The sequence below is a fragment of the Betaproteobacteria bacterium genome (assembly GCA_016720855.1).
GTDB lineage: Bacteria > Pseudomonadota > Gammaproteobacteria > Burkholderiales > Usitatibacteraceae > FEB-7.
The window spans coordinates 329,040-343,959 of the sequence record JADKJU010000005.1 but is presented as its reverse complement, the minus strand read 5'-3'; the positions used below and the strand labels follow the sequence as shown (position 1 = coordinate 343,959).

Annotated in this window: 12 protein-coding genes, 1 tRNA gene and 1 pseudogene; 6 read left to right on the top strand and 8 right to left on the bottom strand. The window is 65.7% G+C overall.

Annotated features, from left to right (window positions below; genetic code table 11):
* Window positions 1-7 precede the first annotated feature (7 nt).
* The 4 genes from IPP91_19430 to IPP91_19415 all read right to left on the bottom strand — a co-directional run bounded on the left by IPP91_19430 (window position 8) and on the right by IPP91_19415 (window position 4,603).
* Window positions 8-976 (bottom strand): tripartite tricarboxylate transporter substrate binding protein, encoded by a 969-nt coding sequence (locus tag IPP91_19430; GenBank protein ID MBL0144210.1) that lies wholly within the window; start codon window positions 974-976, stop codon window positions 8-10.
* A 31-nt stretch (window positions 977-1,007) separates the two neighbouring features.
* Window positions 1,008-1,862 carry an isocitrate lyase/PEP mutase family protein gene (locus tag IPP91_19425; protein ID MBL0144209.1) on the bottom strand — a complete coding sequence of 285 codons (855 nt, stop codon included), beginning with the start codon at window positions 1,860-1,862 and terminating at the stop codon, window positions 1,008-1,010.
* Between the two features lie 4 nt (window positions 1,863-1,866).
* Window positions 1,867-3,468, bottom strand: a complete 1,602-nt coding sequence (locus IPP91_19420; protein ID MBL0144208.1) for a gamma-glutamyltransferase family protein — start codon at window positions 3,466-3,468, stop codon at window positions 1,867-1,869.
* A 211-nt stretch (window positions 3,469-3,679) separates the two neighbouring features.
* Window positions 3,680-4,603 carry an aldo/keto reductase gene (locus IPP91_19415; protein MBL0144207.1) on the bottom strand — a complete coding sequence of 308 codons (924 nt, stop codon included), beginning with the start codon at window positions 4,601-4,603 and terminating at the stop codon, window positions 3,680-3,682.
* An 82-nt stretch (window positions 4,604-4,685) separates the two neighbouring features.
* On the opposite strand from IPP91_19415, the gene IPP91_19410 reads away from it, so the two are divergent.
* Together IPP91_19410 and IPP91_19405 are read left to right on the top strand one after the other, a co-directional pair.
* Window positions 4,686-5,165, top strand: a complete 480-nt coding sequence (locus tag IPP91_19410) for a CBS domain-containing protein (GenBank protein ID MBL0144206.1) — start codon at window positions 4,686-4,688, stop codon at window positions 5,163-5,165.
* A 61-nt stretch (window positions 5,166-5,226) separates the two neighbouring features.
* Window positions 5,227-5,303 (top strand) — tRNA-Arg (locus IPP91_19405).
* Between the two features lie 174 nt (window positions 5,304-5,477).
* Here IPP91_19405 and IPP91_19400 read toward each other — a convergent pair.
* Window positions 5,478-5,720 carry a hypothetical protein gene (locus tag IPP91_19400; GenBank protein MBL0144205.1) on the bottom strand — a complete coding sequence of 81 codons (243 nt, stop codon included), beginning with the start codon at window positions 5,718-5,720 and terminating at the stop codon, window positions 5,478-5,480.
* Window positions 5,721-5,733: 13 nt separating this feature from the next.
* Window positions 5,734-6,459, bottom strand: a complete 726-nt coding sequence (locus IPP91_19395; GenBank protein MBL0144204.1) for a hypothetical protein — start codon at window positions 6,457-6,459, stop codon at window positions 5,734-5,736.
* A gap of 788 nt (window positions 6,460-7,247) precedes the next feature.
* Here IPP91_19395 and IPP91_19390 point away from each other — a divergent pair.
* Window positions 7,248-9,611, top strand: a complete 2,364-nt coding sequence (locus IPP91_19390; protein ID MBL0144203.1) for a caspase family protein — start codon at window positions 7,248-7,250, stop codon at window positions 9,609-9,611.
* A 27-nt stretch (window positions 9,612-9,638) separates the two neighbouring features.
* Here the strand turns inward: IPP91_19390 and IPP91_19385 are convergent, their stop codons facing one another.
* Window positions 9,639-10,097 (bottom strand): PaaI family thioesterase, encoded by a 459-nt coding sequence (locus tag IPP91_19385; protein ID MBL0144202.1) that lies wholly within the window; start codon window positions 10,095-10,097, stop codon window positions 9,639-9,641.
* A gap of 20 nt (window positions 10,098-10,117) precedes the next feature.
* Window positions 10,118-10,429: a YdhR family protein gene (locus IPP91_19380; protein MBL0144201.1), complete on the bottom strand. Its 312-nt coding sequence runs from the start codon at window positions 10,427-10,429 to the stop codon at window positions 10,118-10,120.
* Between the two features lie 308 nt (window positions 10,430-10,737).
* On the opposite strand from IPP91_19380, the pseudogene IPP91_19375 reads away from it, so the two are divergent.
* The 3 genes and pseudogenes from IPP91_19375 to IPP91_19365 all read left to right on the top strand — a co-directional run bounded on the left by IPP91_19375 (window position 10,738) and on the right by IPP91_19365 (window position 14,781).
* A pseudogene (locus IPP91_19375) lies at window positions 10,738-12,089 on the top strand (Ppx/GppA family phosphatase).
* A gap of 124 nt (window positions 12,090-12,213) precedes the next feature.
* On the top strand, window positions 12,214-13,041 hold the full coding sequence (locus tag IPP91_19370; GenBank protein ID MBL0144200.1) for an adenylate cyclase: 828 nt from the start codon (window positions 12,214-12,216) through the stop codon (window positions 13,039-13,041).
* Window positions 13,042-13,098: 57 nt separating this feature from the next.
* Window positions 13,099-14,781, top strand: a complete 1,683-nt coding sequence (locus tag IPP91_19365; protein ID MBL0144199.1) for a SulP family inorganic anion transporter — start codon at window positions 13,099-13,101, stop codon at window positions 14,779-14,781.
* The last annotated feature ends 139 nt before the right edge of the window (window positions 14,782-14,920 follow it).

Genomic DNA, 14,920 nt, shown 5'->3' with positions numbered 1-14,920 from the left:
CCCGCGGTCAGTCGGCCTTGATCCCCGCGGCCTTCACCACCGGGCCGTACTTCGCCAGGTCGGATTTCATCTGCTCGCCGAATTTTTCCGGCGTGCCGGGCGTCGCCACGATGCCCAGTTTCGCGAGCCGTTCGATGACTTCAGGGGTGGACAGGAGCGCGTTCAGCTCGCGGTTGAGCTTGTCCACCACGGGCCGCGGCGTTTTCGCCGGTGCGAGGATCCCCACCCACGAGCTGACCTCGAAATCGGGCACGCCCGACTCGATGAAGGTCGGCGTGTCCGGCAGCGACGGCGAGCGCGTGCGCGAGGACACCGCGATGGCGTTCAATTTTCCGGCCTTCACGTGGTTGATCGCGCCGGCCACCGCCGTGTACACGAGCGGGATGTTGCCGCCGAGCGCGTCGCTCATCGCCTGCCCGCCGCCCTTGTAGGGCACGTGCACCAGCTTCGAGCCGGTGCGCAGGTTGAGGAGCTCGCCCGCGATGTGCGGCGTGCCGCCGATGCCGGAGGTGCCGTAGGAAGTGCCCTTCGGATCCTTCTTCGAGATCTCGATCATCTCCTGCAGCGTCTTGCCCGGGAAGGACGGGTGCGCCACGATGATGAGCGTCGCATCCCCGATCTTGCCCACGGGAGCGAAGTCCTTGAGGGTGTCGAACGGAATGTTCGTGAAGACGTGCGGGTTGATGACCATGGTGCCGTCGAAAGCGAGCACCAGCGTGTAGCCGTCGGGCGAGGCGATCGCCACCGTTTGCGTGCCGATGTTTCCCGAGGCGCCGGGCTTGTTCTCCACGACGACCTGCTGGCCGAGCCGCTTCGACAGCCCTTCGGCGATGAGTCGCGCGCTCGTGTCCGTGACGCCGCCGGGGGCGAAGGGCACGATCAGCTTGATCGGGCGGTCGGGATAGATGCCCTGCGCCCATGCGGCGAATGGAATGGCGAGCGCGGCAAGGGCGGCGAGCAGGCGTTTCGAGACCATCGGTTCTCTCCTCGAGTTGTTCGCGGACGGGTCAGTCCGCGTGGTTCTTGTCGAAATCCCAGATGTCCTGGAAGCCCATGAGCCGCGACAGGTCGGCGAAATCGTACAGCGGCGCGTGGCAGCCCTGCGTGGAGCCGGTGGCCTTGAGGTGGCCGTAGACGCCGGCCATGGCCTGGATCGCGGCGAGCAGCGCCGACACCGGAAAGATCGCAATCCGGTAGCCGATCGATTCGAGCTCGGCCTTCGTGAGCACCGGCGTGCGCCCCTTCTCGACCATGTTGGCCACGAGCGGCAGGTCGAAGGCGCAGCCGATGGCGCGCATTTCCTCTTCCGACTCCGGCGACTCGACGAAGAGGATGTCGGCCCCGGCCTTCGCATAGGCTTCCCCGCGCCGCAGCGCCTCGTCCAGGCCGAGCGTCGTTCGCGCATCGGTGCGGGCGATGATGAGGAAGTCGCGGGACGACCGTGATTCGGCGGCGACCTTGATCTTCTTCACCATGTCCTCCATGGGGATCACGCGCCGCCCCGGCGTGTGCCCGCATTTCTTGGGGAACTCCTGGTCCTCGAGCTGGATCGCCGAGGCCCCCGCTTCCTCGTAACCGCGCACCGTGTGGCGCACGTTGAGGAGCCCGCCGTAGCCCGTGTCGCCGTCCGCGATGAGGGGAGCCGCGGCCTGGGAAGCGAACGCCTTCACGCGCCCCACCATGTCGGTGTATGTCGCGAGCCCCGCGTCGGGAAGTCCCATGTGCGAGGCGACCGTGCCGTAGCCGGTCATGTAGAGGGCCTCGAAGCCGAAGGTGTTCGCAAGGCGCAGCGACACCATGTCGAAGATGCCGGGCGCGACGAGCAGTTCGCGCGCCTGCAGCCGTTGGCGGAGCGGGGTCATGCGCTCATTGTCCCATGGCCACGCCGTCCCGCCGCGGATCGGCGGCGCCGATCCAGCCTTCGCGTGTGCGCTTGAGGAAACCGAGGCCGCTCAGGAGCCTTGCTTCCTCTACCGTGTGCCCCTTGGCCGCGAGGGCGGGGGCGAGCGCGGTTGCAGGCGTGCCGGATTCCAGTTGCACCTTGCCGGGGATGGCCGTCGTGACGTGCCCGCGTGCCAGCGCCTCGGCCGGCGTGCGCCCGTTGGCGAGCATCTCGATGAGGCTCATGGCGATGTAATCCACGATGGGGCCGCCGCCCGCGGAGCCACCCACGACCACGGGCAGGCCGTCGCGGTCGAAGACGATGGTGGGGGCCATGGACGTCACGGGCCGCTTGCGCGGCGCCATCTGGTTGGCGATCGTCTCGCCCGGCTTCGGCGCGGCGGAGAAGTTGGTCAAGGCGTTGTTGAGGACGAAGCCGTCCACCATCAGGCGCGAGCCGAAGTTGAGGTTGATCGTGGTGGTGATCGAGATCGCATTGCCTTGGCGGTCGGCGATGGCCATCTGGCTCGTGGCGGATACGGGATCGCCGTCGTCGGGCGTGTGCGAGGCGACTTGCACGGCGGGGGATCCCGGCTTCACGTCCTTCGCGGCCCGCGCCGGGTCGATGGCGGCGGCGCGCGAGCGGACATAGTTCGCGTTGACGAGTTCGGCCACGGGCACCTTCACGAAATCGGGATCTCCCACGAACCGGCGGCGATCGGCCTGCGCGAGTTTTCCGGCTTCCGCGTACAGGTGCGCGAAGGCCGCATCGTCGAAGTCGAAGCGTCCGCCGGCGCGCGCCTCCACCATCTGCAGCACCTGCAGCACGAACAATCCGCCGAAGGAGGGCGGCGCCATGGTGCAGACACGATAGGCGAGGAAAGGCGCGCAGACCGGATCGCGCTCGGCGGCGCGGTAGTCGAGGAGGTCCTCGCCGGTCATGAGCGTCGGCTTGAAGCCGCGCTGCGCCGACGCGACGATCGCCTTCGCGCCGTCGCCCGCGAGGAAAGCCGCCGGGCCGCCGAGGGCGATTCGCCGCAGGGTCTTCGCGTACGCGGGATTCCGGATCGTCGCGCCGACCGGGTGGGGCCGGCCGTCTGCGGCGAAGTAGAGCGAAAGCATGTCGGGATGATTCGATGCCGCGCCGGGCTGCGCCAGGATCGAGTGCAGGTAGCGCGGCATGGGAAAGCCGTTCTCCGCCAGGTCGATGGCGGGCGCGAACATCTCCTGCCACGCAAGCCTGCCGTAGCGCGCGTGCACCTTGGCGAGGACGGCAAGCGTGCCCGGCACGCCCACGCTGCGGCCGCTGCGCTGCAAAGGCTCGCTCGGGAGAAGCTTGCCATCGGTATCGGTGCGCAGGCTTGCGGTGGCGCGCGACGGGGCGGCAGCCAGGCCGTCGAAGGAGGCGAGCCGCTTCGAGGCCGCATCCCAGTTCATCACCAGCGTGCCGCCGCCCAACCCCGAGGACTGCGGCTCCACCAGGCCCAGCACCATCTGCGCGGCGATGGCCGCATCGATGGGCGAGCCGCCCTTGTCCAGCATCGCGAGCGCGGCGCGCGTGGCCAGGGGGTGCGCCGTGGCCGCCATGCTCGCGCGGGCGGCCTCCGGGGCAGGGGCGGGCGGGCGCGTATCCGGCGGGAAGGCGCAGGAGGAGGCAAGCAGTGCCAGGACAATCGCGAAGCGTCGGGGACTCATGGGGTCGAAGGAATCGAACGGCAGGGCGGCCAAGCGTACCCACGACTCGGCCGTGCCGCAATGGCGCTGCCCCGCACAATTCGCCACTGGGGCGGTAAAACCGCTAGAGACGGTCGAAATCGGCGGACATACGCCGCCGCAATGCCGCATCGGGCAGACGCCCACTGCAGGCGCCGATATTCTCGCGCATGTGCGCGGGGTTCGAGGTCGCGGGAATTGCGCAGGTCACGGCCGGATGCGAGACCACGAACTTGAGGAAGACCTGCGCCCAGTTGGCGCAGTCGATTTCCGCTGCCCAGCCGGGCAGGGGCTTGCCCTTCACCTTCCCGAACAGGTCGCCGCCGTCGAACGGGCGATTGATGATGACCGCCGCGCCCCGATCTGCCGCCGCGGCAAGCAGGCGCCGTTCTGCGCTGCGGTCGGCAAAACTGTAGCTGAACTGCACGAAGTCGAAGCGCTCGCGCAACATGGCGGCTTCGAGCGCCTCGTGCCTGCGCCCGTGCGAAGTGGTGATGCCGACGTAGCGGATGCGTCCGGCGGACTTCCATGATTTCAGGGTGACGAGGTGCGTCTCCCAGTCGAGCATGTTGTGAACCTGCATGAGGTCGAACTGCTTCACGCCCCAGTGTTCGAAGGACTCCTCCATCTGCTTCACGCCCAGGAAGCGCGTGGGCGTCCAGACCTTGGTCGCGTTGAAGACCTTCGCAGGCCTCGCCTTGGGAACCAGCTCGCCGAGCACGGCCTCCGCGTAGCCGTACATGGGTGAGGAATCGAGCAGCGCGCCTCCTCCGGCGAAGAACTCGCGCAGCACGGGCAGGCGCGCATCTCGCTCGGTGCCTCGGGCAACGTCGAACGTGAGCCACGTTCCCATGCCGATGGCGGGGACTTGCTCGCCCGTGGCGGGAATCGGGCGCCGGAGGATGGCCGGGGAGGCTGCACGGCCGGCACCCGGCAGCGCCGCTCCGCACGCCAGCGCTGCGAGGCCTGCCAGGATGCTTCGACGACCGGACGGGGGCTTCGATTCCATGGGATTTTGTTCCGGGGGATCTCCTCAGTCTGCGCCCGTCGGCGTAGCATTGGGCGACCCCTTGGAGGAGGAGAATGCAGAAATGATCGATCGTCCGGTTGGCGACATCCTGAAGAGCAAGGCGAGTCCGAACCTGCTGTCCGTTGCCGCCACGGCCACGGTCGCGGAAGCCGTCGCCCTGATGGACGAAAAGGGGCTGGGCTCCGTCCTCGTCCGCGATGCGTCCGGGTCCATGGCAGGCATCTTCACCGAGCGCGACCTCATGCGCCGCGTCGTGCGCCAGGGCCGGGACCCCAAGACCACCGCGATGTCGGCGGTCATGACGCCCGATGTCCGCAAGGTGCCGGCCTCGGAGTCCATCTTGGAGGTGCTTCGTCTCATGATCGAGCACGGTTACCGGCATATGCTCATCTCGGAGGGCGGAAAGCCCGCTGGCGTGGTATCGATCCGCGACCTGATGCACTGGCTCATCCTCCCGGACGCCCCCATCGCGCACGAGGGGCGCCGGGGAGAGATCCGCACCCGGGCGCTCGACACGGTGGAGACCCTCAAGCAGCGATAGACGTCCAGGTGGCCCGGCACTCGCTAGAAGGGCAAAAAATCGCTATAATTCGCGGCTCTTTGCGCCCGTAGCTCAGTTGGATAGAGTACCTGGCTACGAACCAGGGGGTCGTGGGTTCGAATCCTGCCGGGCGCGCCAAGAAAAAAGGGCTTACAGCGATGTAAGCCCTTTCCATTTCTGGTGGGCTGTTACCGCGACAGCATCAGCGCCTCTACACCCGCCTCATGAAAAAGCCCGCCAAAGCGGGATCCCGGTGGCGGTGGTGACCCCCCAAAGTACCCCGCGCGAGGCGGGCTCATTAGTCGTACTCGTCTACTCCTCATGCGGTGAAGTCGGCATGCCTTCCGAGTCGGTGGAGTCGCGAATGAATTTGCGCATCGCAATGACTATGATGATCCCCGCCCCCACGAATATTCCGATCGTCACGGGATCGTGCGGATCGAATAAGCGGGGGAAAATCCTTGGGAGTCCGAAGGCACAAAGCACGACGAAAACAATCGCCATGATGTTGAAGGCGACTTCCTGCCTCGCTGTGAGGTCTGGTTTCCGCTTCATGGGATTGTCGTTTTCAGAAGTAGAGCCAAAATGCGTCCCCAGCGCTGTCGTAGATCATGGTGCCGATGTAGAAGCCTCCGACCGCAACGAGGAACCCTACGCTACCTGCCGTTCCAAACAAGGCCACCATCGCCGCGAGCGTCTCGGTGCTCACTGTGCCTTCGAATAACGCAAAGGCTGTCCCCGCACTAATTATGCCCATCAATCCCGCCCACGCGACGAGGCGCTCCACCGCGTGACCCATGCTCGCCGCGTCCGTGCCTTCGCTCGCGAAGCAGGTGACGTCCGCCGCGCAACCCGCCATCCAATCGCCCATCATCATCCTGGCCAACTCCGGGTCTTCTTGCTCGAGAAATTTCGCGCCCTGTCGCTCACGAAGCATCGCGGAGTGTGCCTCAAAGTGCTTCACGTCTAACACGCGGCCATTCATGACGAGCGTGGTGGGTGTGCGGTCGACCGGGCTGGCGTAGTACACCTGCATGCTCAACTTCGGGCCGTGGATAGTTCTCACGCGTCCGTTGTCGTCGTAGTTGATTTTGCCTGCGGTGCTACCGTCGGCGTTGATGATGCGAGTCGGTCTCCCGAGGCTATCACGCTCGATGCGCGATACGCCGTGCCCCCCCTTCGCTTCGGCAACGTAGGGCTCGGGGGCGAAGAAGCCTTGGGCTTGTTCGAATTGTGCTGCAGCCGCCGACATCGATAGCGCGCACAACACTATGGTGATGGCTTTGAAGTTCATGAACCTGGCTCCTTTGGCGTGTTCATTTTGAATTGTTGACGAGGCTATCGAGCGGTGCCGATGTGCTTACGTATGTTTATATATAGACGCGCTATGTTAACTCTGTCGAGTGCGATGAAACATCTCGCCGAAGCGGGCTCGCCTTGTGGCGCTAGCGCGGGTCAGGTGGTCGCTCGGGTGCGCCGCCGGGATCAGCACGAGCGCCGCGCAGGCGAATTGCTCAGGGGCTCGGCGCCGTGGGACGAGTGGGCGACGCCGCAGCACACGCGGGCTGGAAGGAGATCGCGGAGATGCCGAGCTACTACGCGCCGGAGAAGAAGGCTGTCTCGGTGACGGCGGTTTCTCAGCGGGTCATTTGCGAGATGGAAGCCATGAGCGACGAGGAGCTGTTGGCGTGGGCGGAGGGCTGCAAGCACTGAACGTGGGTCTAGGTACCCCCCGGCGGTAAGGCGAAGGATTCTGTGAAGCGTTGCGGAGGTTTTGCGGGAATTGGTCGTGATCGGTAATGCACTGCCCTGCAGGGTAGGGCAACGGGCGCCCTCGGTGGTTAGTGTTAAAACAAGCAGTTAGCAGTGCAGCTGCGATCTACGAACCAGGGGGTCGTGGGTTCGAATCCTGCCGGGCGCGCCAGTTGCATCAAGGGGCTAGTCGAAAGACTGGCTCCTTTGTCATTGGGAATGAACCCAAAGCAATGCCTCACCGTGCCCGTACTCAGGCCGGGCATATCGGGGCATAGCCATGTTCGGGTACTCTGGCCTCCGGAAGACGTTCAGGATCAGGGGGCGAACATGGCCACGAAAATCAGGCTTCCCTTGCTGTTGATCGCGTTCGTGCTGGCCGGGTGCGCGGCGACGCCGCAGATCCAGGTCGTCTCCCGCGACATGACGGTGGAGGTGAAGAGCAAGGTCTCCCTGATCTTCCGCTCGGACTACTCAACGGACGGCAAGAACATCGCGGCGGCCAGCATCGACGGCACCGTTGCGCTCTGGGATCTGGAGGGTGCCAGGCAGGCGAGGGCATTCAATAGCCACGCGGGGGCGGCGGTGGATGTCGCCTTCTCTCCCGACGGCAAGACGCTTGCCGTGTCCAACACCGGGGGAGCGACGGTATTCAGTGACGACGTCACTGTGCTTTGGGATGTCGCCACGGGCGCGCAAACGCGCGTGTTTCCCGACAATTTCGGTGGGAATCTTTCGTTTTCGCCGGACGGGAGGCGCCTTCTGGGCGGGAGGTTCAGCGGGGACGTGATCAGGCTGCGCGACATCCAGTCGGGGAAGGTGATCCGGGAATATGCGGGTTCGGGCCCGAGACTTTCTCTCGACGGAAAGTATGTCGTCGCAGTCAATTACGAGGGTGCCCTCACGACCAGCGTTTTCGTCAACGTTCTGGATGCCGCCACAGGCGCAACGCTCTGGCGGACCGAGACTGGCAGCGACACCATCGCCTTCACCCCGGATAGGCGGCAACTGCTCGTGGCGGCAGTATCGGGCACGCTGACCACCGTGTCCCCTTCATTCAAGGTCTTCGATATCGCGACCGGCAAGCTTCTGCGGGAATTCGGAAATGCGACGTTTTCCGTCGGCCTTTCCTCCGATTTCATGGACAACTTCGTCACCGCCCTGGCCTTTTCGCCGGACGGAAGGCAATTCCTGGCTGGCGACATGGGCGGTCGGTATCGTCTGTGGAATGTCTCGACCGGCACGATGGTGCGGCAGCTCAAGACGCCGGACGAGCTTGCCGGAACGATGCTGAACGCGGTTCCGTCGGTGAAGTTCTCGCCCGACGGAAAGTCGGCGGTCGTCACCTCGCTCGCATCGACGCGGCTGTACGACGTCTCGACTGGCGATGAGCTTGCCACCATGATCAGCTTCGAGGACGGGGAATGGGTGGCCACCACGCCGAGCGGCTATTACAACTCGTCGGAAAAGGGCGACCAGTATCTGGATGTCACGGTGGCAGGGAAGCCGTACTCGATTTCGCAGCTTCGCGAGTCGTTCTACCGCCCGGATCTCGTGAAGGTCGCGCTTTCGGGCCGGGCGTTGACGGGCTTGAGGAAGGTCGCCGAAATCAAGCCGCCGCCGGGCGTGGCGATCGTCGAGACCCCCGCGTCGGTGTCCAGCGAGGATGCCACGGTCAAGGTTCGGGTGGCGGATCAGGGCGGCGGCGTCGGCGATGTTCGCCTCTATCTCAACGATTCGGCGATCGTGCTCGATCGATCGCGCAACAAGGCCGCGGAGGCCATCCCCGGCGGCACGCAGGTGCTTTCCTACAAGGTGCGCCTGGTCGCGGGGACGAATCGCATCCGTGCCATCGCCTTCAATGCCGATAACTCGATGCAGAGCGCGAATGCCAATCACACGATAGAGGCAAGCATCGTCGCGGCCAGGCCGTCGCTGCACGCCATCGTCATCGGCATCAACGACTACGAGGACCCGCGCCTCGCCCTGCGGTATCCGGTGGCCGATGCCCAACTGGTGGCCGCGACCTTGCGGCAGCAGGTGCCGGGGCTGTTCGAATCCGTGAACATCGTGGAGCTGACGAGTCGCTCGCAGACGACCCGGGAGGCCATCAGCAAGGCCTTGCAGGATATGTCAGGGCGCGTCAGACCCGACGACCTTTTCGTCTTCTTCGTGGCATCGCACGGCACGGTCGATGACGGGGAGTACTTCCTGATCACGTCCAACGTGGGCGCCACCTCCACCCACATCCTCAAGCGCACGGCCTTGAGCCAGGAGGACCTGAAGTTGCTGATTGCGAACATTCCGGCGACAAAGAAGCTGGTCGTGATCGATACCTGCAATGCCGGCAAGCTGGGCGAGGTCATCCAGATGGCCATGCTCACTCGCGGCATGAACGAGGAGACGGCGCTCAAGATCCTTTCGCGTGCCGTGGGCTCGACGATCATTTCCGCGTCGACGTCCATGCAGCAGGCCGTGGAGGGATACAAGGGCCACGGGCTGTTCACCTGGGTCGTGGTGGAGGGCCTGAAAGGTGCCGCCGACAGCGACAAGGACGGGTACGTGAAGACACACGAGCTGGTGAATTTCGTCGACGACAAGGTGCCCGCGCTCGCCGAGCAGGTGTTCCGGCACAAGCAATATCCGACCACGACACTCAGCGGCCAGGGATTTCCCGTAATGCGCGTGCGGTAACTGGCCCCTTTCACTTGGACGGGAATGTCATTCCCGGAACTGCACGGCCAGCATCTCTGCCCTTGCGCACGCCTGACCTTCCGCGCCCAGCGAGAGCGACACCTGCACCTTGCGTCCCTCGATGCCCAGAAGCCGGCCCCTGATCTCGAGCTCGACGCCGATTGGCGTCGGCCGCAGGTAGTCCACCTTCAGTGACGCGGTGACGAAGCGCATGAACTCGCCCCCGTCGCCCATCTCGCGGCCCGCCGCCCGGCAGGCGAACGCCGCCGCGGAGGCCGTTCCGTGGCAATCCAGGAGGGAGGCGACCATGCCCCCGAAGACATGGCCGGGCACGCCACCGCTGAACTCGGGGCGCACCGTGAACCGCGCAAGGGTCTCGTCGCCGTCCCAGTAGCTCTTGAGGTGATGACCCTGCCGGTTGCTCCTTCCGCAACCGTAGCAGTGGCTGAATTTCTCCGGATAGCAGTCCTGGAAGGCGGTGGGCACCTCGACTCCCGCCGGCCGGTTCACTCGACGAGGATCTGCTGCGTCGGGTTGTCGACGATCACGGGGCTTTCCATGTACACGACCTGCGGGGGCGCACCATACTTCTCCGTGACGAAGGCCCGCCACGCATCGGTGTACAGGGCCTCGGCATCCTGCCGGGACCGCCAGAGATAGACGCCGCCGGCGGTCATGCCGTCCTCGGACAGGACGTAGTACTTGCGGACCAGCCCGGGCTGCGACAGGTAGCGTGGCGCCGTGCTCTGGAAGATGGCTCTGGCCTCATCGACAGTCAGGCGCTTCGGCAAACGGAACGTTGCGATGGCGGTGATCATCCGGTTCTCCTTCGTGGATCTCCGGAAGTCTGACAGAAATCCTGCCGGGCCCTGCAGGGGCAGTCGGGCGGCCGGTTCCCGATCGCCTGCGCCACGCGGCGCACGAAGGAAGATCCGAATGGATCCTCGGCGCGGAATGGGCAATCTCCAGGCTGAGGAATTTATCAGACCTCCCCTTTCTGGCAGCGGCGACGCTCTCCGGGGTTGCACCGCTGTTACGCACCATCATGCCTTTGGAAGACCTGCGGCAGAAGCTGTTCGGAATCCTGTTCCAGGGTACCCTTGCGCCGGAAAGGAAACGAACGATCATGGCCGAGATCACGCCGCGCTGGGAATGGCGCGCCTTCGGAAGCCGCTTCGGGAACGCGGAGGCGGAGCTTGCGAAGCTCATACCCGGCGGCGTCCAGGAAAGCGACGAAATCTATCTGCTCTCACGGGCGGGGGACAACGTGAAGGTCCGCGACGAGCTCATGGACATCAAGGTTCTCAAGGTGGTCAACGGGGACGGGCTCGAGCAGTGGACGCCTGTGATGAAGGCCGGCTTCCCGCTTGCGGCTGCCGAGGTGAAGAAGGTTCTCGAGTCGCTGAGCCTCATCATGCCCAAGATGAAGCGCGAAACCTACACCCTCGACGCGTTCATCGCGGACTTCGCGGCGGCGGTCTTCGCGCCGTCCGCGATCTGGGCCTGGGCGGCTATATGAACACGAGCTATCCCGTCGGCCTCGCGACGCTGATCGACGATGCGCCGACGCGCTATGCCGTGATCGATGCGGGCACCAACTCGATCAAGTTCCATATCGGTGAACGTGGCGCCGACGGTCGGTGGCGCACGGTCTCCGACGGTGCCGAGGTGACGCGCCTTGGCGAGGGCCTGGTGGAGGGCGGAAAGATCCTCGATGCCGCCCGCGATCGTACGGTCACCGCCATTGCCGCCATGGTCGATGAGGCGAAGCGCGGGGGCGTGCGCGCCATCGCGGCCGTCGGCACTGCCGGGCTCCGGATGGCATCGAACGCAGCCGATGTCATCGCGGCCATCGAGGCGCGGACTGGCGTGCGCGTCGAGGTGATTTCCGGCGAGGAAGAGGGGCGGTTGGCCTACCTCGGGGCGCAGGCCGGCCTCGCGTTCGGCAAGGGCTCGGTCGTCGTGTTCGATACCGGCGGCGGCAGCTCGCAGATCACGTTCGGAAACGACGGGCGCGTGGACGAGCAATTCAGCGTGAATGTCGGGGCGGTCCGCTACACGGAACGCTTCCGGCTCGACAAGGCCGTATCGGCCGACGTGGTGCGCGACGCGTTGGCGTCGATTGCGGCGGACCTCGCGCGCATTGACGGTCGACCGGTTCCCGACGCCATGGTGGCCATGGGGGGCGTGGTGACCAACATTACCGCGGTCCGGCACCAGTTGGCCGCCTACGACCCCACCGTCGTGCAGGGTGCCGTCCTCGACCGCGCCGAGATCGACCGGCAGATCGAGCTCTACCGGTCGCGTGACGCGGACGCTCGCCGGGCTGTCGTCGGCCTGCAACCGAAGCGGGCGGAGGTGATTCTCGCAGGCGCCTGCATCGTGCGTACGGTGATGGAAAAGCTTTCCCAGGAGAGCTTTACGGTTAGCGACCGCGGGCTGCGCCACGGCGTGCTGGCCGAGCGATTCGACGGATGACGCGAACTCGCGCCGCCAAAGCGCGCACAATCAACGACAGGCCTTGCTGAAGGTGCAGATAGGGAAATCGACCGTGAACGCGACAAGAACCCGGAAGACCACAACAACCCGGAAAGCCCCCGCGATGGCGAAGCGTGCCAGACCCGCCAAGGCTTCCAAGCGTGCGAAAGCCGTGCCGGTTGCGCCGGGCCCGCTGACGGGCGCGCAACTCGCCGAGGTCCTTCGCCTCATCAAGGGCGCCGGCAGCGTCGAGATGAAGCTTTCCGTTCCCGCCCCACGACACGGCGCGACGATCAAGAGCATCGGCCTCGACCCGGTGGAGGCACAGCCGCGGCAGGCGTACTTCTTCGACACGCCGGACCTCGCCCTCAGCAAGGCCGGCGTAGTCGTCCGCGCCCGGCGCACCCAGGGCGGCAAGGCCGATACGGTCGTCAAGCTGCGGCCGGTGGATACGGCCACAATCGATTCGGAGTTGCGCCGTTCGGCAGCTTTCAAGGTCGAGGTGGATGTGATGCCGGGCGGCTTCGTCTGCTCGGCGTCATACAAGGGTGTCTGCACGGGACGGGAGGTGCTCGAAGTGATCGAAGGCGGGAAGTCCCTCCGGTCTCTGTTCTCCAAGGAGCAGCGTGCCTTCTACGATGCGCACGCACCGAAGGACGTCACGATGGACGAGCTGGCCATCCTCGGCCCGACGTTCCTGCTCAAGGCGAGGCACCAGCCCAAGGACTTCGACGGGCGCATCACTGTCGAATTGTGGTTCTATCCCGACGGTTCGCGCATCCTCGAGATTTCCACGAAATCCCTGCCGGAGAACGCCTTCCAGGCGGCGGCAGAGTTCCGCGCCTACCTTGCCCGATGCGGCATCGCGATCGGCGCCGCCCAGGAGCCGAAAACCAGGACGGCGCTGGAGTTTTTCACGGCAAGATTGAAGGAGGAGCAGGCGGCCGGTTGAGCGCCGGCGCCACCGGGAATCGCCTGTTTGCGCTGCCGGCCGTCCATAAAATTCGCCATGAACAGTGACTTGCCGCAACCGACGCCTGCCATGGGCGCCATTCGATTCGACGTGGTCGCCGGCCTGACGGCCGCAGCCGTTGTTCTTCCCAAGGCGATGGCGTATGCGACCGTGGCTGGACTTCCAGTGTCGGTCGGGCTTTACACATCCCTGATCCCGATGGCGATCTACGCGCTGCTCGGCACCTCGCGCGTGCTGAGTGTCAGCTCCACGACCACGCTGGCGATTCTCGCCGGCACGCAGCTTGGCCTGGCCGTGCCCGATGGCGATCCGGCCAGGCTCGTCACCGCCACCGCCACGCTCACCGCGCTAGTCGGCGCGATGCTGCTCGCGGCGCGACTGCTGCGGCTGGGCGTCGTTGCCAACTTCATCTCCTCGCCGGTGCTGACCGGTTTCAAGGCGGGAATCGGGCTGGTGATCGTGCTCGACCAGGTGCCGAAGCTGCTCGGCGTCCATATCGACAAGCAGGGATTCTTCCGCGACGTCGCAAGCGTTGCGCACCACCTGCCGCAGACGTCGCCGATCACGCTGGCGATTGCGGTGGCAACGTTCGCGGTGCTGATCGGCATGGAGCGGTGGAAGCCGCACTCTCCCGCGCCGCTCGTGGCCGTCGGCGGGGCCATTGCGGCATCGTGGTACTTCGGCCTGCATGCGCTCGGTGTGTCGACCGTCGGGCTGATTCCACAGGGCCTGCCGCCGGTAACGCTGCCCGACCTGGGGCTGATCGCTGTCCTGGCGCCGGGGGCACTCGGCATCGCGCTGATGAGCTTTACCGAAACGATCGCTGCCGGTAGAGCCTTTGCGCGGCCAAACGATCCGCCTATCGACGCCAACCGCGAACTGGTCGCCACGGGCGTTGCGAACCTGGGCGGCGCGTTCCTCGGCGCGATGCCGGCCGGTGGCGGCACCTCGCAGACCGCGGTCGTGCGATCTGCGGGTGGAAGGTCGCAGAAGGCCTCGCTGGTCACCGCGGCCGCAGCGCTCGCCACCATGCTGCTGCTGGCCCCGATCCTCGGGCTTCTTCCTAACGCGACGCTGGCGGCGGTGGTGATCGTCTACTCGGTCGGGCTGATCCAGCCCACGGAGTTCCGCGCCATCCGTGGGGTGCGCAGCATGGAGTTTCGCTGGGCGCTCGTCGCCTGCGCGGGCGTACTCGTATTCGGCACGCTCAATGGCATCGTCGTGGCGATTATCGTATCGATGATCGGGCTGGCCATTCAGACGGCGCATCCGCGCGTGTCGGTCATCGGCCGCAAGCGCGGAGCCGACGTGCTGCGACCGATGTCGCCCGAGCACCCGGACGACGAGACCTTCGAGGGCCTGCTGATCGTGCGGCCGGAGGGGCGCCTCTTCTTCGTCAACGCGCAGTACGTCGCCGACCGAGTCCGGGAGCTGGTCGCGCAGCACAAGCCGCGCGTGCTGGCATTGGACATGAGCCGCGTTTCCGATCTCGAATATTCGGCGCTGCAAATGCTGATGGAGGGGGAGCAACGGTGGGCGCAGGCCGGCACCGAGGTGTGGCTCGCAGGACTGAACCCCGGCGTGCTCGAGGTCGTCCGCCATGCCGGGCTTGACCAGAAGCTCGGCCACGATCGGCTGCTTTTCAACGCACGGGAGGTGATGGAGCGTTACCAGGCACGAGGGGCGTCGGCGGAGGGAAAGACGTCGCAGGAGTCCTGACGGTCGAGGACGAGCCGCATGCCGCCGCCACGTCGCGCGGTCCCTTGGCGCCAAGGGTCAATAGCCTCACGGCATGAATCGGAGGACAATCCCGCTGGCCCGATCGAAGCCATTGCCCCGGGCATCCTTTCGCGACGCG

Excerpts from the sequence above, each read along its gene's own strand:
- IPP91_19430 (MBL0144210.1), bottom strand. The coding sequence starts at position 976 with ATGGTCTCGAAACGCCTGCTCGCCGCCCTTGCCGCGCTCGCCATTCCA.
- IPP91_19425 (MBL0144209.1), bottom strand. The coding sequence starts at position 1,862 with ATGACCCCGCTCCGCCAACGGCTGCAGGCGCGCGAACTGCTCGTCGCG.
- IPP91_19420 (MBL0144208.1), bottom strand. The coding sequence starts at position 3,468 with ATGGCGGCCACGGCGCACCCCCTGGCCACGCGCGCCGCGCTCGCGATG.
- IPP91_19415 (MBL0144207.1), bottom strand. The coding sequence starts at position 4,603 with ATGGAATCGAAGCCCCCGTCCGGTCGTCGAAGCATCCTGGCAGGCCTC.
- IPP91_19410 (MBL0144206.1), top strand. The coding sequence starts at position 4,686 with ATGATCGATCGTCCGGTTGGCGACATCCTGAAGAGCAAGGCGAGTCCG.
- IPP91_19400 (MBL0144205.1), bottom strand. The coding sequence starts at position 5,720 with ATGAAGCGGAAACCAGACCTCACAGCGAGGCAGGAAGTCGCCTTCAAC.
- IPP91_19395 (MBL0144204.1), bottom strand. The coding sequence starts at position 6,459 with ATGAACTTCAAAGCCATCACCATAGTGTTGTGCGCGCTATCGATGTCG.
- IPP91_19390 (MBL0144203.1), top strand. The coding sequence starts at position 7,248 with ATGGCCACGAAAATCAGGCTTCCCTTGCTGTTGATCGCGTTCGTGCTG.
- IPP91_19380 (MBL0144201.1), bottom strand. The coding sequence starts at position 10,429 with ATGATCACCGCCATCGCAACGTTCCGTTTGCCGAAGCGCCTGACTGTC.
- IPP91_19370 (MBL0144200.1), top strand. The coding sequence starts at position 12,214 with ATGGCGAAGCGTGCCAGACCCGCCAAGGCTTCCAAGCGTGCGAAAGCC.
- IPP91_19365 (MBL0144199.1), top strand. The coding sequence starts at position 13,099 with ATGAACAGTGACTTGCCGCAACCGACGCCTGCCATGGGCGCCATTCGA.